The organism is Thermoanaerobaculia bacterium, from assembly GCA_018057705.1.
Classification (GTDB): domain Bacteria; phylum Acidobacteriota; class Thermoanaerobaculia; order Multivoradales; family JAGPDF01; genus JAGPDF01.
On the sequence record JAGPDF010000004.1, the window covers coordinates 23938 to 45535 of the forward strand.

The following is a 21598-nucleotide window of genomic DNA, read 5'->3' on the forward strand; positions in this document are numbered from 1 at the left end:
GGCTCCGCCCCAGGGCGCTGCGACTTCAGCCGATTCGGGCGCGCCAGGACGCCGGGCGCAGCAGGTGCGCGACGCTCCGGACAACGAGCCCGGCCCGGCTCCACGCCGTGCGGTGCGCGGCGAAGAGCGCTGCCGCCGCGGCCTCGGCGTCGGCATCGAGCGGCGCCGCCGCACGCAGTGCCTCGAGTTGGGCCAGACCGAAAGCGCCCGGCGGCACTTCGAGCCAGCGCACCCGGAGCGCCGGCTCGAGCTGCGCAGCCCGGGCGGGCGACAGCGGCGGGTTGCCGATCAGTGCGATGCGCCCGGCGGCGGCGTCGAGCAGCCAGGCCAGCCGGCGCAAGATGAGCCGCGGGGTGTTGAACTCGCTGGCTTCGACCAGCACCGGCTCCGGCTCGCCGCGGACCGACAACCGGACATGCCCGCCGAAGACCGGTCCGAAGCTCCGCCGGGGCGGCGCCGCTGCGAGCCACGCCACGGCCAGCCAGGGGGCGAGCACGCAGGCGAGCGCCGTCGCGGCAAAGCGCTCCGCGGCCCGGCGCAATCGCCCGCCGAGTGCCGGCCGGTCGAGGTCGGCAAGCAGCAGATCGTCGTCGATCGCGGCAACGGCCCCGCTCGCGACGTCGAGCACGAGTTGGCCGTCGAGAATGAGCCCCTTGCCAGCGAGCAGCCGCCCGACGTAGGTGCGCGGCAGGACGACGCACCGCTCGAGCGTGCAGTCGTCGTCGATGAGACATCGCGGCCCGATGGCGACCGCCGGTCCGAGGCGCGCGCGATCGGAAACTCGCGCCTGCGCGCCGATCAACACTGGCGGCTTTTCGACGGCAGCGAGCGAGAAGCGGCTGCCGCGGGAGATGCGGACCCCCGGGACGACCTCGAAGCCCGGCAGCACGAAACCATCCGCCTGCTCGAGGAGCGCGAGTTGCAGCTCGAGGTAGCGGGCCGGGCTGCGCAAGCGACGCCGGGGGACAGCTCGCGCCAACCGCCCGCTCGCCCCCTCCAGACGCAGCACCCAGCCGTCGTCGTCTTCCCAGTCCTCGTCCGGGGCGCTGCGGCTGCCACGTTCGCCTGCCACCGGCGCGACCAGAGCATCCGGAGCCAACAGGTAGAAAGGGCCAGCGGCCGCATCGAGACGCGCCAGCTGGCCAGCGAGCGGCAGATCCCGCGGCAGCGCCACCACCTCCGCCTCGACGCCCCACGCCTGGCCACCACGCAGGAAGTCGCGCACCCGTTCGGGCCGGTCGTCGGCGAGCACGATCACCCGACGCATGCCGATGGAGTTGGCGAGCTCGAGCTGATACTCGACGAGCGCCTTGCCCAGAATTGGCAGCAGAGGCATGGGCCGTCGCCGCAGAAGCGGCTCGAGTGCCACCTCGGCGTGGGCGGCGGGGACGACGAGCGTGGTCATGTTGCCGCCCCGCTCGGCGGGCGACCGAGCCCGCGATGGAGTCTCCGGATCCGCAGCAGGTCGCGGAACATCCGGTAGGAGTCGCGCACCGGCTTCACTTTGGTGCCCGGCGCATCGACCCAGCGCACACCGACTTCCACCACCTTCCAGCCGAGGCGGCGGGCGAGGTAGAGATGCTCGACGTCGAACGAGAATCCCGGCAACTTCTGGAGCTCGGCGATCCGGTGCGCCACCTCGCGGCGATAGCACTTGAAACCGCACTGGCTGTCGCGCACTCCGGGGACGGCGAGCAGCCGGACGAGGGTCGAGAAGACCCCACCCATCAGCCGCCGATGCAGCGGCTGCGGCTCGACCTCGCTCGTCTTTAGGCGGCGGGAGCCGATGGCCACGTCGGCGCCGGCGGCGAGAGCCGCGAGGAGCTTCTCCACCTCCTCGATCGGGGTCGACAGATCGGCGTCACTGAACAGAACGAAGCGGCCCCGGGCGAGCGCGAAGCCGCGCCGCACCGCCTCCCCCTTGCCGTGGTTCGAGATATCGGTGGCGATGCGCGTCGTCACCTGCTCCTTCATCAGGGATCCGTAGATGTCGATCGTCTTGACGACCTCGAGAGTCAGGTCGCGGGACCCGTCATCGACGAGGATGAGCTCGCTCGGCTTCCCCCAGTGCTGCAGGAAGTCCTTGACCCGGATGAGCGTGTCGGCGATCCGCGCCTGCTCGTTGTAAGCCGGAATCACGACCGAGAGCTCCGGCTCGGCGAATCCGGGTGCGTCGCTCAATACGCTCCGCGGCCCAGAAGCACCGCCGGTACCGTCTTGACCAGAATCCATGCGTCCCTCCAGAAGGTGCGCGTCTCGATGTACTGGACATCCAGGCGCACCTGTCCCTCGAACGGAATGTTGCTGCGGCCAGAGACCTGCCAGATGCAGGTCAACCCGGGCTCGGCGTCGAGCCGCCGGCGCTCCGCCGGCGTGTACTGCACCACTTCGGCGGGCACTGGGGGCCGCGGGCCGACAATCGACATCTCGCCGCGCAGCACGTTGAGCAGCTGCGGCAGCTCGTCGAGTGAAGTGCGACGCAGGAGCCGTCCAACGCGGGTCACCCGCGGGTCCCACTTCATCTTGAAGATCACGCCACCGGCCTCGTTGTGCTGCTCGAGCTCGGCTTTGCGGCGCTCGGCGTCGACGTACATGGTGCGGAACTTGTAGAGCCTGAAGAGCCTGCCGCGGCGGCCGACGCGCGTCTGGGTGAAGAAGACCGGTCCGGGCGAATCGAGCCGGATCGCGGTGGCGAGTCCCATCCAGATCGGCGCCGAAAGCAGCAGCATGGCTGCTCCGGTCACCAGGTCGAAAAGGCGCTTGAGCAGCCGCGAACCCCCGACCACCGCCTCCCAGGAGCGGTACTTGAGCGTCAGGCGGAGGCGCGCGAAACCGCGCTCGGAGCCGAGCATCGACTGCCAGCGCCGGATGAGGTCGTCGTCGGCCGCGCTGGCCGGACGCGCGGGACGGTGGGAGGATGCGGGGTCGCCGAGAGTCATCGCGATCCGATCTAGAGCGTTCGCCCGAGCTGGAGCGCCAGCAGGGAGGGCAGAATTTCGTTGAGGAACTGGGCGAAACTGGCGAGCCGCCGGCGCGGCACGTAGACGATGTCGCCGACCGCGAGCTCGGGATCGGGCACTGTGCCGTCGAGCACCGCCCGCACGTCCACCGAAAGCAGGCGCTGCTCGCCGTCCACTTCGCGCAGGATGACGACGTCGCCGAGCCGCGCCGTCGGTTTGAAGCCTCCCGATTCGGCGACCGCCTGCAGCAGGGTCACCCGGCCGCGGAAGCCGTAGGCACGCGGCTTGAAGACCTCACCCAGAATGTGAACCTCCTGGGCGAGCGACGACGGCAGATAGAGATAGTCGCCGTCCTCGAGCGCCACGTCTTCGCGGGTGTCGCCGCGCCGTACGAGAGCTTCGAAGTCCACCGGGACCACCTTGCCGCGCCGCACCAGGTAAGCGTTCTTGAGATCGGCGACCTCGATCGTCGAACCTTCGTACTGGCCGGACGCGAGCCCCTGGGCGAGAGCGAGGGCGGTGATGATCGTGGTGTGGGAGTCGATCGGATACATGCCGGGACTCACCACCTTGCCGAGGATGGCGAACTGCGCCGCGCGCGCCTTCTTCACGAGCACGGTCACCTGCGGAAAGCGCAGGAAGCGAGTGAGCTCTTTCTCGAGCCCGGCGCGGAACTCCTCCGTCGTGAGACCCGCAACCACGAGATCGCCGACGTAGGTGAAGCTGATCTTCCCGTCCGGCCGCACGGGCAGCTCCCGGCGGAGGTCCTCGTGGCCGACGACGAGAATGTCGATGACATCTCCCGGACCGAGGCGATAGTCGGCAAGGCCGGCGCCACGCGCTTCCTCGACCGACTCCCAGACGGGAAGCGCCGGGCCGGTGAGTCGGGGCGGGACGACAGCCGGTGCGGCCGCGAGAGCGGCCCCGCCCGCCGGCGGCTCCGCGGGAGTCTGCGCAGGAGGATTCGCCGCGCAGCCGCTCCAGCCCAGCCCGGCGGCGACCGCCGTGCCGAGGAGCGCGTGGCGCAGAGACGAGCTTCGCTGTGGCGTCATTGCGCCTGCCGTTTCTGGCCAGCCGACTTGCGGGCGAAGAACGGGTCCACATAGTCGGCCGGAACCCTGTTGAGAATGGCGCCGAGCACCGGCACCCGCGCGCCGGCGAGCCGCGAGATCGCCTCGCGGAGGATGCCGCGCGGCTCCTCGAACGCCGCAGCGACCAGCACCACCGCGTCCGCCACCTGCGCGAGGAGCAGCGCATCGCTTCCGACGAGCACCGGCGGTCCATCGACGAGCACCAGGTCGAAGGCGGCGGCGAGCTCTGTCAACGCGCGACTCATCGCCGGGCCGGCCAGCGCTTCGGCAGTGAGGTGGCGACCGGACTGGAGGTAGCTCGGCCCGGAGGAGTCAGGACGTCGCAGCACCGCCTCCAGGGTCGCTGTGCCGGCGAGGAACTGCGCCAGACCGGGCGCCCCCGCGATGAGCCCGAGCCGCGGGGCGAGTCCGTCCAGACTCGGCTTGCGCGGCTGACCATCGACGACGCACACGGCGAGACCGCGCGAGGCTGCGACTCGCGCCAGATTGAGCGCCACGGTCGTCCGGCCCTCGAGATGAGCCGCGCTCGCCAGCAGGAGCTTCCAGCCACCGTTCGCGGTGCGCAGGAGCAGAAGGCGAGTGAGCAACTGGCGGAAGGCCTCGAGCGCCGGATCGGCATCGCCGACCAGCGGCGCGCGCTCCCCCGAGAGCAGAGGCACCTCGCCCAGGGCCGGCACACCGAGCGCGCGTTCGACCTCGCGCACACCCTTGAGACGGGTATCCGCGAGCTCGCGCACCAGCGCGACGCCGACGCCGGCCGCGACGCCGCCGACGAGTCCCAGCAGGACGATCCACTTCGCCGGCGACGGCAGCGGATAGTCGGGGATCCGCGCCTCCTGCATGATCGAGAAGTTGGCCGCGGTCGAGTCGCGGATGATCCGCACCTCTTCGACCCGCGAAGCGAGGGTCCTCTCGACCTCGTCCAGGGTATCGAACTCCTGCTGCAGTCGCGCGAGCTCCGACTCGACCTCGGGCAGGGTCTGGAGCTCCGCGCGGTAGCGGTCGCGCACCGCGGCGTAACCGCGCGCTCGCGCCTCGCGCGAGGTGGACTCCACGGTCTTCTCGACCAGCGACTGCTCGAGTACCGACAGGACGGGGTTGCGCGAGACGGTGCTCTCGTAGAGCTGTTCCTCCAGCCCCTGTCGCGCCAGCTCCTCCATGCGGGCGATCTCGTTGCGCGCCTCTTTCACCTGGGCGCTCTCCTCGGTGTAGACCGAAAGCAGGTCCGCGAGCAGGGTCTGCAGCTCGAGCAGGCGTGCCTGCACCGGCTTCTTGACGAAGACCGACGACACCACCGTTCCGTCCTGGCGCGCCAGCTCACGCCGGGTGACCCCGAGAGCGTCGGCCGCCATGCCGGCGTCGAGGCGCTCCTTCTCCGCGAGCGCGTCGAACTCGGAGAGCTTCTCGATCAGCTTCCCGGCCTGGTCGGAGAGCTTGATGACGCCGTGCTCTTCCTTGAACGCCACCAGCCGCGCCGCGATCGCGCGGTCGCGCTCGCGCGTCTCGACGAGCTGCTGCGAGAGATAGTCGTAGGCCTGGATCGCCTCGAGCTTCTGCAACCGGTCGACGTTGACCACGAACGCCCGCGCCAGAGCGTTGGCGACGGCGACTGCCACCTGGGGATCGTCCCAGGTGACCAGGATCTCGACCAGGTCCGTGTCCTTCGGGTTCTCCACCCGCACCCGCTGCGACAGCGTCGCAGCGTCGACGTCGAGCTTGAGCTCATCGATGACCGATCTCAGGTTCTCGTTCACCTTGACCAGCCGCATCACCGTCGGCATGGCGTAGACCTGGAGCTTCACGATCGGAGTGTTCGAGGTGACGAGAAACTCCCTCTGCTCGCGCTTGCGCAGAATCGTCACCCAGACCTCCCATTCGCGGGAACGCGCGAACAGAGCAGCGACCAGCGCGAGCACGAAGATCGCACCCGCGACGAGCAGAATCTGCTTGCGCCGGCGGCGCATTCCCAGCAGCAGCAGCCCCAGATCGAACGGCAGGCCGGCGGAAGCCTCCTCGCGTTCGCCCGCGGCTTCGACGATGAACTGCGGCATCGCCGGGGCGCCGGGCTCCGGTGTTCCGGCTGGCGCCACCGGCACGGCCGGCGTCGTGGGCAACGTCTTCGGCAAGAGTGCCGGCGGAGCGTCCGGCAGCAGGTCGCGCACCCGCAGATCGTCGCCGGGTCCGCTCACGCCTCGCTCCCTCCCCGCTGCCGCTCGAGGTCGAGCAGCACGGTGCGGATCTCGCCCGGGCCGACGGCCACGGCGCCATGGGAGGCGGCGACCGCCAGGGCGAGGCGCGCGACGCGGTTGATCTCGCGCGGCACACCGCGCGTGCCCGAGGCCAGGACCGTGACGGCCTCGGGGGAGAACAGCTGGCCGGTCGGGTGCCCCGCCGCGCGCAGGCGGCATTCGAGATAGGCGGATGTCTGCGCGGGATCGAGCGGCCGCAGGTGAAAGCGCAGGCCGGCCCGCTGATCGAGCTGCGGCAGCTCGAGCAGGCGGCGGCGAAGCTCGGGCTGGCCGACGAGCACGAGCTTCATCTCGAGGCGGCCGTCGGCCAGATTGATGAGTGCGCGCATTCCCACCAGCGCTTCGAGCGTCAGCTCCTGTGCCTCGTCGAACAGCAGCACGATCGGCACCGCGCGTGCCTCGGCGATTCTCTGCAGGCGGGCGACGAGCTCGCGCTCGCCCGCCGTGGAGGAGAAGTCGGCGGCCCCGAGCTGCCCCAGCGCCTCGCGCAACAGTTCGACCCACGGATAGTGACTGGAAGTGAGCTGGGCCACCAGCCGGAAGGGCGCGCTCGCCGCCGCGAACAGCGCACGCACCAGACTCTTGCCGCAGCCGATCTCCCCAGTCAGCAGGCCGAGCTGCGCCCCGCGCTCGCGCGCCAGATACTCGAGTCGGGCCAGGGCCTCGGCGTGGCCCTCGGAGGGAAAGAAGAAGTCCGGATCGGCCGCCCCTTCGAACGGAGCGCGCTCGAGTCCCCAGGCCACGAGCCCCGCAGGCGCCGGCGGGCGATTCATGGTTGCACCTCCGGCGTGGCGCGGACGAAGAGGCGGATCGGCAGCGGCTGCCCCGCCGCGGCGACGATCTCGGCGGTGCGTTCGGCCGTATGAGCGGCCAGCCAGTCGATGACCTCCTGGGGAGTCGCGCCGCCATAGAGATCGCCGCGGGTCGTGGTGAGGAAAGCGACGAAGCGCGGATCCGCCACCCGTGTCAGCAGCTCAGCTGCGTTCCGTGGTTCATAGGCGCTCGACCAATAGCGGCCGGTACGGAAGAGGTAGTACTGGAGTGCCGGAACCTCCGGAGAAAGAAACGCCGGCTCGCGGATGTCACGCCCGGCGAGGAGCGGCGCGACGAGCCGCGCCGCTTCGCGATAACCGGTGCGGTGCCCCAGGCATTCGCGCTGCACCGTCATCGCCGACCCGGCGACCGCCGCGACCCCGGCTGCGCCGACCAACGCGAGCGTGCCGAGGGACCAGCGCGAGCCGGCGAAAGCCAGCGAGGCAGCGCTCGCGGCGAGGAAGAGCGCCACCCCGGCCGCCATCGCCGGAGAAGGGAAGAGCGGGCTCGCGCCGCTTTGCCAGAGCGCCAGGCCAGCGAGAGGAAGCACGACCAGCGCGGCGGCGAGCGCCGGCCGCAGGCGCTCGCGATGCCGGAGCAACACGGCCACGCCGATGCCGGCGAGCGCCGCCAGGCTGGGCAGCAACGGGAAGGAGTACTGGCGGAGCTTCACGCCCATGAAGGAGATCAGGAGCAGCTCGGCGGCGAGCGCCAGCCAGAGTGGACGCTGCGGCAGCGAGGTCTCGCGGCCCGGCGCAGGCACGTCGCGCGCCGTGAGCGCGGCGGCGACCAGCGGCAGCGCCATGAAGCAGCTCTGCAGCGTCCCCCGCAGGTAGAAGCTCCACGGCTGGTGCCAGTAGCCGGCGAACTCCTGGCCGCCGGCCCGCCCGAAAAGCGAGAAGATGAAGTACTGCTCGAACCAGTGCGGAATCGTCGCCGGCGAGAACCACGCCACGAGCGCGAGGTGGCTGCCTCCCACCGTGATGAAGGCCACGCCGGCGAGCGCCATGCGGCCCCAGGAGCCCGCCTCGCGGCGGCGGCGAGCGTCGGCGAGGAGCGCCACCGCGACCGGCGCGATGAACAGGCCGACCAGCCACAGCTTGACGAGAAAGCCGCAGCCCCAGAACAGGCCAGCGAGGAGCGCCGGCGCATTGCGCCGCTCCTCGAGCGCGCGCACAGCCGCCCAGACACCAGCCAGGCCGAACGCCGCCAACAGACCTTCGCCCATGACCACGCGCGAGGAATAGACCAGCGGCGGCAGGAGCAGCGTCGCGATGCCAGCCGCCCAGGCGGCGAAGCCACCGTAGCGACGCGCGACCAGCAGCCCCACCAGCCACGCACACGCCAAGCCGGCGAGCGCCGGCACCAGGCGCACCGCGAGCTCGGTCGGCCCCAGCAGGGCGACCGGTCCGGCGAGCAGCAAAGGAAAGAGGAACGGCTTGTTGTCCGGCGCCGAAAGCGGGTCACGACCGAGGTTGAGCAACTGGTCGAAGCCGCCCTCGATGAGGTTACGGGCGTAGGTCCCGTAGTAGCCCTCGTCACCACCCACGAGGTCCGGTTCGCCGAGCTCGACGAACCGCAGAGCGAGCCCGGCGAGCAGCAGGCCGGCCAGCACGTAGGCACCTCGGCGTCCGATCACGGTCGGGTCACCGGCGGCTGGTAGAGGAAGAGATTCCGGCCCAGCACGCTCGTGAGCTCGTAGTGGCGAACGACCGCCGCGCGCACCGCCGGCGACCAGTTCGAGTAGACCGGATCGGACTCGCCGAGATCGCTGTCGGCGAGCACCACGGCGATCGCGCCGCGTTCGAGGTCGGCGACCAGTCGGCTTTCGTCGAACCGTCCGGCGGCCGTGAGACAGGCGAAGATCGACGGATCGTTGAGGTACGGCACCGCCCCGGCACGCAGCGCGCTGGTGATCTCCATGGTCAGCACCGAGCGCCCCGAGAGCACCGGCCGCAGCGTCGACTCGGCGGTCGCGCGCTCGGCGCGACCGCGAAACTCCAACGCGACTCGCGGCAGCGCGACGACGAGACTCGCCGCGGTCAGGGCGAGGGCGAGGCTGAGGCCACGCACGGTCCCGTGGACCCGCTTCCAGGCGAGCGCCAGGACAGGCGCCGCGGCGAGGCCGGGCTCGACGAAGTAGTTGACGTTCGCGCCCACCTTGCCCACCGTCGCGAGCGCCAGGACGAGCGCGACCAGGGAGTAGAGCGCGACCAGCCGTTCCTCGGGCTCCCCTTCGACGAGCCCGGCGATCGCCAGCCCGGCCGCCACCACGAGCAGCGGCTGGCCGAGCGCCATCTGGACCGCCTTGAACAGACCCCCGATCGAGAACGGGTTGGCGCCGTTGAAGCCGAAGACCGCGGTGACGAAGCCTCCGCCGGTCGTGAGCTGCATCGCCGCGAGCCCCGCCAATCCGAGGACGATGGCGGCGCCGGCGAGGATCCCGGCGTCGCGCACGCGCCGCCGCCAGAGGCAGGCGAGGAAGAGCGCCACCGGCGCGGCGAGAGCCGTCGGTTTGGTGAACAGGGCGAGGACGAACAGCAGGGCGGCAAGCGCCGGAGCGACACGACCGCCGCGCATCGCGACCGCGAGGCCGGCGAGAGCCAGGCCGGCGGCGAGCGTGTCGACGCGATTCTGCGGCGCAAAAATGAGCACTGGCAGGAAGGAGAGCGGAGCGAGCACGCCGACCAGGCTGGCACCGCTGCCCGGGCCGGCGATCCGGCGCCCGATCGAGAAGGCGGAGCCCAGAGCGAGCGCCAGCCCGGCGAGCGAGAGGAGGCGTCCCGGAACGAGCGTGGGCGTCGCTCCGACCCGTCCCAGAAGCCCCCCGCCGAGCTCGTAGAAGACCGGTCCGTAGAGGTGAATGCGGTACGGCGGCTCGGCCCAGCCACGGGGGTCGAACGGCGACCGGCCCTGCGCCGCGTCGAGCTGGGCGGAGAGCACGACCCCCTCGACGTAGTCGCCGGGCAGGTCGCGGCGCACCTGGTCGGCGGCGTGCAAAGTGAAGAGCACCGCGCCCGCGGCGAGTCCCGAAAGAACCGCGAGGTGCAGGAGGCGTTTCATCCGCGCCGTCCCGGGACGCCGGAGATCTCGTGGTACAGCACCTCGAGCCGGGCGCCGATCGCGCTCCACGCATAGTGCTCCGTGACCTCCGAGTGACCGGCTTCGGCGAGCTCCCGCCGCCGCGCCGGGTCACGCAGGAGCTTGCCCACCGCGAGCGCGAGCTCCGCCGGCGCTCCCGGCGTCACGAGGAGACCGGTGCGCTCGGAAGCCACGAGCTCGGCGAGACCTCCCACCCTCGAGGCGACAACCGCGAGACCGCAGGCCCAGGCTTCGAGCACGACGATGCCGAACGGTTCGTGGCGCGACGGCAGCACGAAGAGGTCCGCTGCGCGGTAGAGATCGGCGAGCTCGGCGCTCTCCGGGGCGATCGGTCCGAGCAGGTGCAGCCGATCGGCGACGCCGAGCAGGTGAGCGCGGGCGACCACCGCGGCGTCGTACCCAGGGACGGTGACCGGGCCGGCGAGCGCGGCATGGACTCCGGGCAGCGCTGCCAGGACGTCGACGATGGCCAACTGGTCCTTCTGCGGATCGAGCCGCGCCACCGTGAGCAACAGCGGTGCGTCCCCGGCGAGACCGAGGCGCTGCCGGCCGCGTGCCCGGTCTCCGCCGGCGAGGCGCGTCGCGTCGACGCCGTTGGGCAGACGCTCGACACGGGTGCCCGGCAGCGCCGTCACGGCGCGGACGCGTTCCGCCTCCGACAGCACGAGGACGAGATTGGCATCGCGCAGGAAGCCCCGGCTACCGAGCATCGCCGCCGGGAGTTTCCCCCAGTCGAGCGTCCGCCGAGTGGGGGCGGTCATCTCGCGCACCTCCGCTTCCGGCACGTCGAAGGCGCCACCGTGGAGCTGCACGACATAGGGCACACCGAGCCGCCGCGCCGCGAAGCGCACGTGACCGGCGAGACGCTGCATCGTATGGCAGTGCAGAACGTCGGGCCGGGGCGCCGCGAGGAGCGCCCGCAGCAGTCCGGGAGAGAGCGGATTTCCCCCCTTCGCGTCGAGCGCTCTCCGCCCGGCCCGCGACAGCGGGAAACGGCCATAGGTGTAGCCGAAACGCCGCACCGGAACACCAAGCACCTCGTCGCGTCCGGGGCGGGAGAACGCTGAGGTCGCGAGAAGCTCGGCGTCGTGGCCGCTGGCGCGCTGGGCTCGCGCGAGCGCCGCGACGACCGCTTCGGTGCCGCCCCACGCCGTGGCGGTGAAACGGCGGGCGATGTGGAGGATTCTCATCGCTCCACACCCAGCAGGAGGAGCGCCCACCGTCGTCCCGGGAAGTTCGTCGTGCGCAGGCGGTAGCGTTCCTCGGTGCCCAGCACGCCGGAGATCCGCACGCCCAGGAGCATGAGCGGCAGCGCCGCGCCCAGGCCGATCACGAGGCCCCATCCGCCATTGAGCCATGGGCGGGCTAGGGCTGGCAGCAGGCCGAGGCCGAGCCCGGCGGCGAGGCGCAGGATCCAGCGCCAGGGAAACTCGAGCGGGCCTGTCTGGCGCAAGGCGTAGCGCAGGGTGAGCGGGGTCACCAGGAGGAAGGACAGGACCACCGCTGCGACCGCGCCGGCGACCTTGAAACGCGGAATGAGGAGGAAGTCGAGGGCCAGAGTGACGCCGATCTGCGCCACGCCGAAGCGCAGCGTCCGGTGCGAACGTTCCAGGACGTTCAGCGCCGCGCCGACCGGAAGAGAGACGAAAGGCAGCAGGTGCACGATCGCGAAAACCTGCGCGAGATCTCCCGCCGGCGCCATCTCCGCGCCGTAGAGCAACACGACAGCGCGGTCGGCCCAGGCTGCGCCGAGGAAGGCTACCGGCAGGGTGACCACCGCGAGCAGCTTGTAGTACCAGCCGACGAGCGAGGCCAGCCGGCTGGGGTCGCGGTGCACCGTCGAGGTCATCGCGGCGAGCACGACCGCGTAGAGCGAGAGCGGCACGAGCTCGAGTCCGAGCTGCGGCAACGAGTAGGCGAGGTCGTAGAAGCCCACCACCGCGGGCGAGGTCACAGCGGCGAGGAAGTAGATCTCCGACTGCCGCTGCACGACCAGATTGACCAGACTCGAACCGAGCTGCGAGCCGGCATAGGCGGCGAGGCGCCGCGGCGCGATCGCGGCGTCGCTGCGCTGCGGAATCGCCGCGAGCTCGCGCCGCAGCGACGGCAGGAGAATCGCGACCGCCGCGAGCAGCGCCACCGCTTGCGCCGCGAGGACCGCCCCGGCGCCGCCGCCGGCACGCAGCCAGAGGGCGGTGATGCCGAGCCAACCCAGCCCGGTGACCGTCGTCGCCATGGCCAGAATGCGCGCGCGCGCGAGCGCGAAGTGAATCTGATAAAGGGTCTCCTTGAAGGCGAACGCGGCGGCGAAGAGACAGACCATCGGCAGGAGCGGCAGCAACGCTGGCGTGAAGAGACGCTCGAAAAGCGGGGCGAGGAGCAGGAGCAGCGCGCTTGCCGCCGCCCAGAGCGCGCACTGCAGCAGCAGAACCGTGCGCACCAGGCGTCGCGCGCCGCCGCGCGCCCCCTGCGCTTCGAGCTCCGGCACGAAGCGCAGCAGCGCGCGGTCGAGGCCGGCCGAAACCAGCAACACGCCGAGGGCGCCGAGATTGCGCGCCAGCGACCAGACGCCGAAAGTGTCCTTGCCCAGCAGGCGCGCCGCGAGCACCGAGACGCCGAGGGTACCCGCGAGTGTCGCGACCTTGGCGAGGATCGACCACATCGCCTGGCCCGCGACGCGCTGCGAGGCCGACGGAACGGCACCCGGTGCGGCGAACGCGGTCCTGCCGTCTAAGGCGCCGTCGCCCACGCCGCCATCTCGCGCATCAGACCGTGAAAGTCGAGAATCGAGCGCGTCTCGGTCGCGGGCTCGAACGACGCGAGGAGTGTGGCGTCGGCGTCGGGATGCTCCGGCCGATAGCCGTGCATGCCGGCGGGGGCCACCCGCCCCATGTGCGACGGATTGAGCAGGACGCCGGGTTCGAGGGCGTAGATCCCCTGCCCGAACTTGCCGTCCGGCCAGAAGGTGCCGTAGGCCTCGAGCTCCTCCCGCCGCACCCAGCGCGCCTGCGGACCGTCCGGGAGCGCGGCGCGGATCGCGGCTTCGGCACCGGCGGAGAAGAACCAGAAGCGCATCATGGTCGAGTCGTGAACGGCGGCATAGTCCACGCCGAAAGCGAGCCCGAGAGCTTCGATCCGCGGCATCCAGTCGACCACCGTGTGGATGGTCGTCATACCGTGATCGGAGATCAGGGCGAAGCGCACTTCGTCGTACTTCGCCCGCGCGGCGGCGAGGAGTTTCGCGACCTCGGCCTGATACCAGCGGAGCTTCTCGTCGACACGAGGAGAGTCCTTGGTCGTCTCGTGCATAAGGCCATCGAGATCGGCGCTGTAGAGAAAGGCGAAGCGCGGCCGGCCGGTGGCAACCGCGGCCGTGAGCGCGGCCAGGTTCTCGCTCTCCGAGCGTCGCCAGTTCGAGACGTGGTGCGGCACGCCGCGGCTCGCGAGCTCGTCGAAGATCGAACCGCCGCGGTTGATGCCGCCCGGCCGGAAGATGTCCTTCTTCTCGGCGTAGTCGTAGAGCGGCAGCGCCTCGAACGGCAGGTTGTAGATCTGGAAGTAGCCGTCGAAGCCGTAAGCGGCGGCGATGCCCTTCGACAGGTAGCGCCGCACCCGGCCGCGATCGAACAGCGAGCGCGGCAGGAAGCGCAGCAGTCGCAGTATCTTGAACGGACTCGTCGCTGGCGAGTAGAAGAAGCTCGACCAATGGTCGTTCTGGTCGGGAGGCCGGCCGGTGAGGATCGCCGGCACGCAGGCCGAGGAGAAGCCGAAGATCGACGGCACGCGGCGCCGGCAGGTCAGGGAGTCGAGGAACCAAGGTCGAGAACGCAAGACTTCCCAGCCGCAGGCATCCACGAACATCACGATGGCCATCCGGCTCGGCACGGCTCTCCCCTCCCCGACCTTCGCGGCAGTATTGCGCTTTCGCTCCCTTCGCGATAGGGCCAGACGGGTGGGTACCGCATGGGGGGGGTGGCCTATACTGCCGGCTGCCCGATGAGAGTCCTCTTCGTCAACGAGAAGGGCTGGTACTTCGGCGGCGTCGAGCAACTCGTCGACGACACCGCTGCGGGGCTCGCCGCACGCGGGCACGAGCCTCACCTCCTGTCGAGCGAGCCTATGGCGATCGGCCGATCGGGACTCGCCGCCGCTTTCACCTCGCGTCACCTCCTCGAGCTGGGCGGCGCCTCAAGCACGTGGATGCGGCAGCTCGCCCGCGCCCTCGAAGTCGCCGACCCCGAGGTCGTCTACCTGCATCGCTGGAGTCACGCCGCGAGCTTCGACCGCCTGCTCGCCGGGCGACGCGTGCTGCGCTACGTTCACGATCACGATCTCTATTGCCCGCGGCGACACAAGTACTTTCCGCTGAGCACACGGATCTGCAATCACCCCCTGGGCTGGCAATGTGCCGTTCACGGTTGCCTCGTCTCGCCCGAAGGGCCGGTGCCGGGCCTCCCCGGGTGGATCGAGCTCGGCGCCAAGGCCGCCGAGCTCGCGCGCCAGCGCACCTTGCCGGCGCTCGCGGCCGGTTCGCGGTGGATGGTCGACATGCTGGTGCGCAATGGCTTCGACGCCGCGCGCGTCGCTCACCTTCCTCCGGTGCCTGCCGGGCTCGAACGCGAGCCGCTGCCGCCGTCGGACGAACCGATCGTGCTCTACGTCGGCCAGGTCATCCGCGGCAAGGGCGTCGACCTCCTGCTGCGCGCGCTCGCTGAAGTGCGGTCGGATTTCCGCGCCCTGATCGTCGGCACAGGCAATCACCTCCAGGAGTGCATCGCCCTGACGCGCGAGCTCGGCCTCGGCGGGAGGGTGCACTTCGTCGGCTGGGTGCCTCACGAGGTTCTTCCCGCCTACTATGCCCGCGCGCGCGTCGTGGCGGTGCCGTCACGCTGGCCCGAGCCGTTCGGCATGGTGGGGCTCGAGGCGATGTGGTCCTGCCGCGCCGTGGTCGGCTTCGCCGTCGGCGGCATTCCCGACTGGCTGGCCGACGGCGAGACCGGAATCGCTGCGCCGGAGGCCGACTGGCGGGCCCTCGGGCACGCTCTCGAGGAGTTGCTCGCCGACCCCGGCCTCGCCGAGCGCATGGGCCGTGCCGGATACGCCCGCGCGCGCGACGACTTCCGTTTCGACGACTACCTCGAGCGCACGGCGGAGCTCCTCGCGGGTGCCGGTGCGATGCCTGCCGACCCGGTAGGCGCCGCTGGAGGCCCCCGTGCCGCGAGCTGACTGCGCCGTCGCGGTCTCGCTGTTCGCGAACGATCGCGGCAACTCCGGCATCGGGCGCTATCTCAAGTCGGTCGTGCCGCGCCTCGTGGACGCCATGCCCGAGGCGACCTTTCACCTCTTCGCCGCGCGCGCCGACCAGTCCGTCTTCGCGGGATGCTTCGAGCGCTTCGACGCGCGGGTGCGCTGGCATCTGACCAGCGATTTCTGGAACCGGCCGCCGCCTTCGCTCGTCTGGCACGCCGCCTGGTGGGACCACGCCGCACGGCGGGCGGGCGCCGACGCGCTCTACTTGCCAGCTGGGAACCGGAGACTCGCGCCCTTCGCCCGCCTGCCATCGGTCGCGGTCGTGCACGACCTGTCGTGGCTGCACATGAAGGGCAAGTACGATCCCCTGCGCGAGCTCTACCTGCGCCGCCTGCTACCGTGGATGATTCGCCGCTCCACCCGCATCATCGCCATCTCACGCTCGACCGAGAGCGACCTCGTCCAACTCGCCGGCTGTCCGCCGGGCAGGATCACCCGCATCGCCAACGGCTTCGACGCCACGCAGTTCCATCCCCGCGATGCCGCAGCGAGCCGCGCGCAGCTGCAGCAAGCCGGCGTCGAGCTGCCGGAGCGCTTCCTCCTCTATGTCTCGCGCCTCGAGCACCCGGGCAAGAACCATGTGACGCTTCTCGCCGCCTACCGCCGCCTGCTCGACCAGCGCCCCGACCTCGCCGAACGGCTGGTCTTCGCAGGGGGCCGGTGGAACGGCGCCGAGGCCGTGGACGCCGCAATCGCCGACCTCGGTCTCGAAGACCGCGTGCGGCGTCTGGGTTTCGTCGCCGACGCCCATCTGCCCCTCCTCTACGCTACGGCGACGGCGCTCGTTTTTCCCTCCCTGTTCGAGGGCTTCGGGCTGCCGGTGATCGAAGCCCAGGCCTGCGGGCTTCCCGTGGCCGGCGCCGACGCCTCCTCGATTCCGGAAGTGATGGGAGGGGCCGGCCTGCTCTTCGATCCTCTCGACCCACAAGCGATCGCGACCGCGATCACCACCCTGATCGATCAGCCGGCCCTGCGGGCGGAGCTCGCGCGACGCGGGCTGGAGAACGCGCGCAGCTATACCTGGGAGGCCACCGCCACGGCGACCGCCCGCCTTCTGCGCCAGGTCATCGATGAGCGACGGGCCGAATCGCACCGCGCTTGACCGGCTGGGCCGGGCGCCGCGCCTGCGGCGCGCGCGGCTGCAGATCTCGCTCACCGCGGTCGCCTTTGCCACCGCGGCAGTGCGTCGGACCATCGACCTTGCGGTCGCTTCGACGCTCTCCCTGCTCACCGCGCCGCTCGCCCTCGCCTTCGCCCTCGGCGCGCGGCTTCGCCGACGGCCGGCGCTCGCGCGCGAAACCTATCTCGGACGCTGGCAACAGCCGATCGATCTTGCCTGCCTCGTGTCCGGGGGTCCGCTCGCTCGCCTCCCCTGGCTGTGGGCGGTGGTACGCGGCGATCTTGCCCTGGTGGGACCGGCACCACTGCTCGAATCGCAGCGCGACGAGCTCGGCCCGGCCGACCTCCAGCGCTTCGCCGTGCGCCCCGGTCTCGCCAATCTCTTCGCGGTGCGGCGCTCGGCCAACATTGCCTTCGAGGGTCGCACCCGCGCCGACCTCGAGCAGGTCCATGCCGTCGGCCCAGCGGGCGAGATCGGCCTCCTCCTGCGCTCGGTGCCGGCCGCTCTCATCGGCGGCGGTCCGCTCGCCGCGCCGCGCGAGCTCACGGTGCTCGGGGTCCGGATCGACAATTGGACGATGCCCGAGGCCGTGGATTGGTTGCTCGCGCCTCGCGAAGGCGGAACGCGCCAGCTCGCCTTCGTCAATCCGGACTGCCTCAACAAGGCCTTCGAGCACGAGAGCTACCGCCGCGTGCTCGCGAGCTGCGACGTCGTGCTTCCGGACGGCATCGGCCTGCACTACGCCCTGCGGATGCGCGGCCTGGCCCTCGCCGCCAACGTCAACGGCACCGACCTGTTTCCCCGCCTCTGCGACGCCGCCTCCGGAGCCCGCGCTTCCATCTACTTCCTCGGCGCGCGACCGGGAGTGGTCGATGATCTGGCCGCGAAGGTCCGCGAGCGCTGGCCGGCCTTGCGCATCGCCGGCACGCGCCACGGGTTCTTCGCCCGCGACAGCGCGGAAGAGCGCGAAGTCATCGGCGCCATTCGCGCCGCGGCGCCCGATCTCCTCCTCGTCGCCTTCGGCGCACCGGCGCAGGAGGAGTGGCTCGCAGCTCACCGGGCCGAGCTCGGTGTGGGAGCCATGCTCGGCGTCGGCGGACTGTTCGATTTCTATTCCGGACGCATCCGGCGAGCCCCCGCCTGGCTGCGCGAGCTCGGACTCGAGTGGACCTGGCGCCTCTTGCAGGAGCCGGGCCGGATGTGGCGGCGCTACGTGATCGGCAACCCTCTCTTCCTCTGGCGCGCCTTCCGGGAGAGCAGAGGAGTATCCTGAACCGCGGCTGTCCTTCACCGCCGCAGGGAGAGACCATGTTTGAGACGACCGTCATCGGCAACGTCACCACGCTCGTAGCGCCGAGTGAGCTCGACGCGCGCAACTCGACCGCTGCCCGCGATCACCTGAAGCGCCTCGTCGAAGGAGGCGCCAACCGCCTGGTCATCGACCTGTCGGGCGTTTCGTTCATCGACTCCTCGGCGCTCGGAGCGCTGCTCACCGTGCTCAAGGCGGCGCGAGCCGCCGGTGGCGACGTCAAGCTCTGCGGCATGACACCGCCAGTCAAGACGATCTTCGAGCTGACGCGGCTGTTCCGGGTGTTCGACGTCTTCCCGTCAGCGGAAGCCGCGGCGGCGAGCTTCTGATTCCGGATCCACGCCACAGCGCCGCCCCATGAACAAGCTGGTCGTCGCGAGCACGCTGCTCGCGGCCGGCGCTCTCACGCTGGCCGCTGCCGCCGCTGCGTGGCCCGCGATGCGGCGCTATCTCCTGTGCGCCTACTTCGTCGGTTCCGCGAACCTGTTCGACGTCAACTTCGTCTCTCACGAGCAGTACCGCGGCTGGGTTCGGGGCTTCGAGATCGGCAGCCAGGACGTGCTCGTATTCGCCCTGCTGGTGAGCGTCCTCGCGGGCGCAGCGCGCCATCCCCTGCGACTGCTGCCGGCGCTCGCGCTGCCCATCCTCGCCTGGCTGGCTCTGGCGCTGCTCTCCGCAGTCACCGCCGAAGTCCCGCTCTATGCCGCATTTGGTCTGCTCAAGTTGGCGCGCTACACGATCGCCTTCTGGGTGATCGCCAACGCCGTGCGCGACGAGGGCGACCTGCGGTGGCTGCTCTGGACTTTCGTCGCCTGCGCCGGCTGGGAGAGCTTCGACGCGGTGAAGGACTACTTCAAGGGCACGTACCGCGTGCGCGGGTCGTTCGATCACCCCAACACTCTGGGCATGTATCTGAACATGCTGGTGCCCTTCGTCCTCGCGGCGCTGCTCAATCTGCGCACCCGCTGGACGGCGCTGCTGTTCGGCGTCTTCGGCCTCGCGGCCGGCGCAATCGTCCTGACGCTGTCGCGCGGTTCCTGGGTTTCGCTCGGGCTCGCGATCGCGCTCGTCCTGCCGATCTCGCTGGTACTCCGGCTCCGTCCGCGCAAGCTGGGGCTCCTGGCGCTGATGTTCCTCCTCGCGCTACCGCCCGGTATCTTCGCCGCGCAGAAGATGGCGCGCCGCATCCGCGAAGCGCCGGCTTCCTCGGGCGAGGCGCGGGTCGAGTTCAACCAGGTGGCGCGACAGATGGCGCACGACCGCGCCTTCGGCATCGGACTGAACAACTTCTCCTTCGGTACCGATGGTCCCTACTCCGAGCCGTTCGAAGGGGGACTCGACCGCGGCGGTCTCTGCCACAACCTGTACTTCCTCTCCGCGGGCGAGCTCGGGTGGGGAGGTCTGGGGGCGCTGCTCCTCGTCTTCGCGACCGCGTTCGGGCGCAGCGCGCGATTTCTCGCCCGCAACCTCGGCGAAGACCTGCGCAGCGTCATGATGCTCGCTCTGCTCGCCAGCCTCGCGACCGTGGCTCTGCAGTCCACCCTGGAGTGGGCGCTGCTGCAGACCGGTCTCGCCACCACGTTCTTCGGCCTGCTCGCGCTCGTCCCGGCGATCGAGCGCCTGCGCGCCGGTTCGCGAGTCACCCGATACCGGGTGTCGATCAGAACACCCGCCGCGGCAGGAGCCTTCGCGCATGGAGCCTGAAGTCCTGGTCGTGATGCGCTGCCTGAACGACGCCTGGATCGTCGGTAGAACCCTGGACGCCGTCTTCGACCAGCGTGGAGTCCGGCCTCGGGTCGTCGCCATCGATTCGGGATCGCGCGACGGCTCGATCGAGATCCTGAAGGGTCATCCCCTGACGCTGATCGAGATCCCGCCGGGAACCTACATTCCCGGACGCGTGCTCAACCTCGGAATGCGTCAAGGTCCCCAACCGATCGTGGCCTTCCTCAACTCGGACTGCACGCCGCAGCACGATCGATGGCTCGAGCGGCTGGTGGCTCCGTTTTCCGATGGCCGGGTCGCCGCGACCTACGGCCGCCAGGTCGCGCGGCCGGACGCCCACCCCCTGGTGGTGCTCGACTACGAGCGCGCCTTCGGCGACGGAAGCCAGGCCGCGACGTGGCGTCACTTCTTTTCGATGGCCTCCTCCGCGGTACGGCGCAGCGTCTGGGAGGCGAGCCCATTCGACGAAGCGATCCGCTATTCTGAGGACGTGCACTGGAGCTGGCACCGCCGGCAGGAGGGCTGGCGGATCGCCTATGCCGGCGACTCGATCGCCATGCACTCGCACAACTACACCCTGGCCGAGATGCGCAAGCGCTACGCTGGTGAGGGGCGCGCTGACTCCGCCATATTTCCGCGGGACACGCACGCTACGGGCCTCCTGAGCGGACTGCTGCGCCCCTGGGCCGCAGCCGTCGTCCGCGATGTCGCAGCCTGCCTTCGCGCCGGCGAGGCCGCCGCCGCCTTCGCCTCGCCGCTGCACCGCTGGGTGCAGCGGGCGAGCTACCGGAGTGGACTTCGCGAAGGACTTGCGGATGAGTGACTTGCGTCCATTCAGCGCTCTCGCCGAGCCGGAGCTCGAGCGACGCGTCGCGCGGGATCTCGAACTGCTGCGCTGCGCCGTTGCAGCCGAGCTCGGATCCGACTGTAGCGCCCTGCTCCTCGGCGGCGGATATGGCCGCGGTGAAGGTGGTGGCGAGCGCGACGCCACAGGGGCCTGGCAGCCGCTCAACGATTACGATCTCGTCGCTCTGGTGCAAGGCGTCCCGCGATTCCGGCTCGCTGCGCTGCGCCGCCGCCTCGATGCGCTCGCCAGGGACTGGGAGCGCGAACTGGCAATCGAGGTCGAGCTCTCGCCGCTACGCAGCGAAGAGCTCCCCCACCTGCCGTTCACGATGATGTGGTGCGAGATGTTGGCCGAGCCGCGCCTGCTCCATGGCAGAAAGGAGGCTCTCGCGCGCGCCAGGCCGCTGCCGCCCGCTCAACTGCCCGCCATCGAAGGGTTGCGCTACCTGGCCAATCGCGCGGCTCTCCTGCTCTGGGCCAGGCTCGAGCCGCTGCCGCCCACCCGAGTCTGGAAGTTCGTCGGCAAGGCTTGGCTTGCCTGCGGCGCCGCGACGCTCATCGCTCGCCACCGGTTCGCGGTCGGCTACACAGCCCGGCAGAGCCTGCTCGACGGACTGGACGCCTCCGATCTGCCGCCAGTGCCGACACTCGTCGCCAGACACAGGCGCGCGCTCGAGGAGAGGCTGCGGCCGACTCCGCCTCCCGCGGACCTCGAAAGTGAGGTCGACTGCGCCATCGACGCCGTCCTCGGCTGCTGGCGCTGGGCCGAGACTCTCCGCCTGGAGTGGGCAGCGCCCTCCTGGGAGACTTATGCCGGGCGGCCCGGGCTCTTCCGCGAGGCCAACTACCGCCGGCCGGAGCTCGTTCTGCGCCATCTCCGCTGGCTCGGGCGGCGCGGGCTCTCGCCGTGGGCGGCCACCGGCGAGCATCCGCGGGCACGCCTCCTGCGCGCGCTTCCTGCTGCTCTCGCCCGCGAGGTCTCACCCGCCGCGGAGAGGCTGGTCGGAGGCCCTGCGTCGCGGCTGGCAGAGCGCTGCCTCGAGCTGTGGCGGCAGGTGCAGGCGTGAGGAGGG

Annotated in this window: 18 protein-coding genes; 7 read left to right on the top strand and 11 right to left on the bottom strand. The window is 70.8% G+C overall.

Features of this window, described 5'->3' with window-relative positions:
- Positions 1–25: 25 nt before the first annotated feature.
- The 11 genes from KBI44_02040 to KBI44_02090 form a co-directional block, all read right to left on the bottom strand.
- Positions 26–1405 (bottom strand): hypothetical protein, encoded by a 1380-nt coding sequence (locus KBI44_02040; protein MBP9143240.1) that lies wholly within the window; start codon positions 1403–1405, stop codon positions 26–28.
- Complete coding sequence (locus KBI44_02045) at positions 1402–2181, bottom strand: glycosyltransferase family 2 protein (protein MBP9143241.1); 780 nt, start codon at positions 2179–2181, stop codon at positions 1402–1404. The genes KBI44_02040 and KBI44_02045 overlap by 4 nt, the downstream gene beginning before the upstream one ends.
- Positions 2178–2852, bottom strand: a complete 675-nt coding sequence (locus KBI44_02050) for a sugar transferase (protein ID MBP9143242.1) — start codon at positions 2850–2852, stop codon at positions 2178–2180. The genes KBI44_02045 and KBI44_02050 overlap by 4 nt, the downstream gene beginning before the upstream one ends.
- A 98-nt stretch (positions 2853–2950) precedes the next feature.
- Complete coding sequence (locus KBI44_02055) at positions 2951–4012, bottom strand: polysaccharide biosynthesis/export family protein (GenBank protein ID MBP9143243.1); 1062 nt, start codon at positions 4010–4012, stop codon at positions 2951–2953.
- Positions 4009–6240: a hypothetical protein gene (locus tag KBI44_02060; GenBank protein MBP9143244.1), complete on the bottom strand. Its 2232-nt coding sequence runs from the start codon at positions 6238–6240 to the stop codon at positions 4009–4011. The genes KBI44_02055 and KBI44_02060 overlap by 4 nt, the downstream gene beginning before the upstream one ends.
- The gene (locus tag KBI44_02065; GenBank protein ID MBP9143245.1) at positions 6237–7073 is read right to left on the bottom strand and encodes an AAA family ATPase; all 837 of its coding nucleotides are present in this window, start codon (positions 7071–7073) and stop codon (positions 6237–6239) included. Before KBI44_02065 ends, KBI44_02060 begins: the two co-directional genes overlap by 4 nt.
- Positions 7070–8752, bottom strand: coding sequence for a glycosyltransferase family 39 protein (locus tag KBI44_02070; GenBank protein ID MBP9143246.1), 1683 nt, complete (start codon positions 8750–8752; stop codon positions 7070–7072). The genes KBI44_02065 and KBI44_02070 overlap by 4 nt, the downstream gene beginning before the upstream one ends.
- Positions 8749–10176, bottom strand: coding sequence for a hypothetical protein (locus KBI44_02075; protein MBP9143247.1), 1428 nt, complete (start codon positions 10174–10176; stop codon positions 8749–8751). The genes KBI44_02070 and KBI44_02075 overlap by 4 nt, the downstream gene beginning before the upstream one ends.
- Entirely contained in the window at positions 10173–11405 is a 1233-nt protein-coding gene (locus KBI44_02080) for a glycosyltransferase family 4 protein (GenBank protein MBP9143248.1), read from the bottom strand. Before KBI44_02080 ends, KBI44_02075 begins: the two co-directional genes overlap by 4 nt.
- Positions 11402–12964: an oligosaccharide flippase family protein gene (locus KBI44_02085; GenBank protein MBP9143249.1), complete on the bottom strand. Its 1563-nt coding sequence runs from the start codon at positions 12962–12964 to the stop codon at positions 11402–11404. Before KBI44_02085 ends, KBI44_02080 begins: the two co-directional genes overlap by 4 nt.
- The gene (locus KBI44_02090; GenBank protein MBP9143250.1) at positions 12946–14100 is read right to left on the bottom strand and encodes an alkaline phosphatase family protein; all 1155 of its coding nucleotides are present in this window, start codon (positions 14098–14100) and stop codon (positions 12946–12948) included. The genes KBI44_02085 and KBI44_02090 overlap by 19 nt, the downstream gene beginning before the upstream one ends.
- 111 nt (positions 14101–14211) lie before the next feature.
- On the opposite strand from KBI44_02090, the gene KBI44_02095 reads away from it, so the two are divergent.
- The 7 genes from KBI44_02095 to KBI44_02125 are packed head-to-tail and all read left to right on the top strand — an operon-like array spanning position 14212 to position 21592.
- On the top strand, positions 14212–15441 hold the full coding sequence (locus KBI44_02095; GenBank protein ID MBP9143251.1) for a glycosyltransferase family 4 protein: 1230 nt from the start codon (positions 14212–14214) through the stop codon (positions 15439–15441).
- The gene (locus KBI44_02100; protein ID MBP9143252.1) at positions 15428–16627 is read left to right on the top strand and encodes a glycosyltransferase family 4 protein; all 1200 of its coding nucleotides are present in this window, start codon (positions 15428–15430) and stop codon (positions 16625–16627) included. Before KBI44_02095 ends, KBI44_02100 begins: the two co-directional genes overlap by 14 nt.
- Positions 16596–17918 carry a WecB/TagA/CpsF family glycosyltransferase gene (locus tag KBI44_02105; protein MBP9143253.1) on the top strand — a complete coding sequence of 441 codons (1323 nt, stop codon included), beginning with the start codon at positions 16596–16598 and terminating at the stop codon, positions 17916–17918. Before KBI44_02100 ends, KBI44_02105 begins: the two co-directional genes overlap by 32 nt.
- Before the next feature lie 35 nt (positions 17919–17953).
- Complete coding sequence (locus KBI44_02110) at positions 17954–18283, top strand: STAS domain-containing protein (GenBank protein MBP9143254.1); 330 nt, start codon at positions 17954–17956, stop codon at positions 18281–18283.
- Between the two features lie 28 nt (positions 18284–18311).
- Complete coding sequence (locus KBI44_02115) at positions 18312–19658, top strand: O-antigen ligase family protein (protein ID MBP9143255.1); 1347 nt, start codon at positions 18312–18314, stop codon at positions 19656–19658.
- Complete coding sequence (locus tag KBI44_02120) at positions 19648–20502, top strand: glycosyltransferase (protein MBP9143256.1); 855 nt, start codon at positions 19648–19650, stop codon at positions 20500–20502. The genes KBI44_02115 and KBI44_02120 overlap by 11 nt, the downstream gene beginning before the upstream one ends.
- Positions 20495–21592: a hypothetical protein gene (locus tag KBI44_02125; GenBank protein MBP9143257.1), complete on the top strand. Its 1098-nt coding sequence runs from the start codon at positions 20495–20497 to the stop codon at positions 21590–21592. Before KBI44_02120 ends, KBI44_02125 begins: the two co-directional genes overlap by 8 nt.
- The last annotated feature ends 6 nt before the right edge of the window (positions 21593–21598 follow it).

Coding starts and splice junctions, on each gene's coding strand:
- KBI44_02040 (MBP9143240.1), bottom strand. CDS start 1,405: ATGACCACGCTCGTCGTCCCCGCCGCCCACGCCGAGGTGGCACTCGAG.
- KBI44_02050 (MBP9143242.1), bottom strand. CDS start 2,852: ATGCTCGGCTCCGAGCGCGGTTTCGCGCGCCTCCGCCTGACGCTCAAG.
- KBI44_02055 (MBP9143243.1), bottom strand. CDS start 4,012: ATGACGCCACAGCGAAGCTCGTCTCTGCGCCACGCGCTCCTCGGCACG.
- KBI44_02065 (MBP9143245.1), bottom strand. CDS start 7,073: ATGAATCGCCCGCCGGCGCCTGCGGGGCTCGTGGCCTGGGGACTCGAG.
- KBI44_02075 (MBP9143247.1), bottom strand. CDS start 10,176: ATGAAACGCCTCCTGCACCTCGCGGTTCTTTCGGGACTCGCCGCGGGC.
- KBI44_02080 (MBP9143248.1), bottom strand. CDS start 11,405: ATGAGAATCCTCCACATCGCCCGCCGTTTCACCGCCACGGCGTGGGGC.
- KBI44_02095 (MBP9143251.1), top strand. CDS start 14,212: ATGAGAGTCCTCTTCGTCAACGAGAAGGGCTGGTACTTCGGCGGCGTC.
- KBI44_02105 (MBP9143253.1), top strand. CDS start 16,596: ATGAGCGACGGGCCGAATCGCACCGCGCTTGACCGGCTGGGCCGGGCG.
- KBI44_02110 (MBP9143254.1), top strand. CDS start 17,954: ATGTTTGAGACGACCGTCATCGGCAACGTCACCACGCTCGTAGCGCCG.
- KBI44_02115 (MBP9143255.1), top strand. CDS start 18,312: ATGAACAAGCTGGTCGTCGCGAGCACGCTGCTCGCGGCCGGCGCTCTC.
- KBI44_02120 (MBP9143256.1), top strand. CDS start 19,648: ATGGAGCCTGAAGTCCTGGTCGTGATGCGCTGCCTGAACGACGCCTGG.
- KBI44_02125 (MBP9143257.1), top strand. CDS start 20,495: ATGAGTGACTTGCGTCCATTCAGCGCTCTCGCCGAGCCGGAGCTCGAG.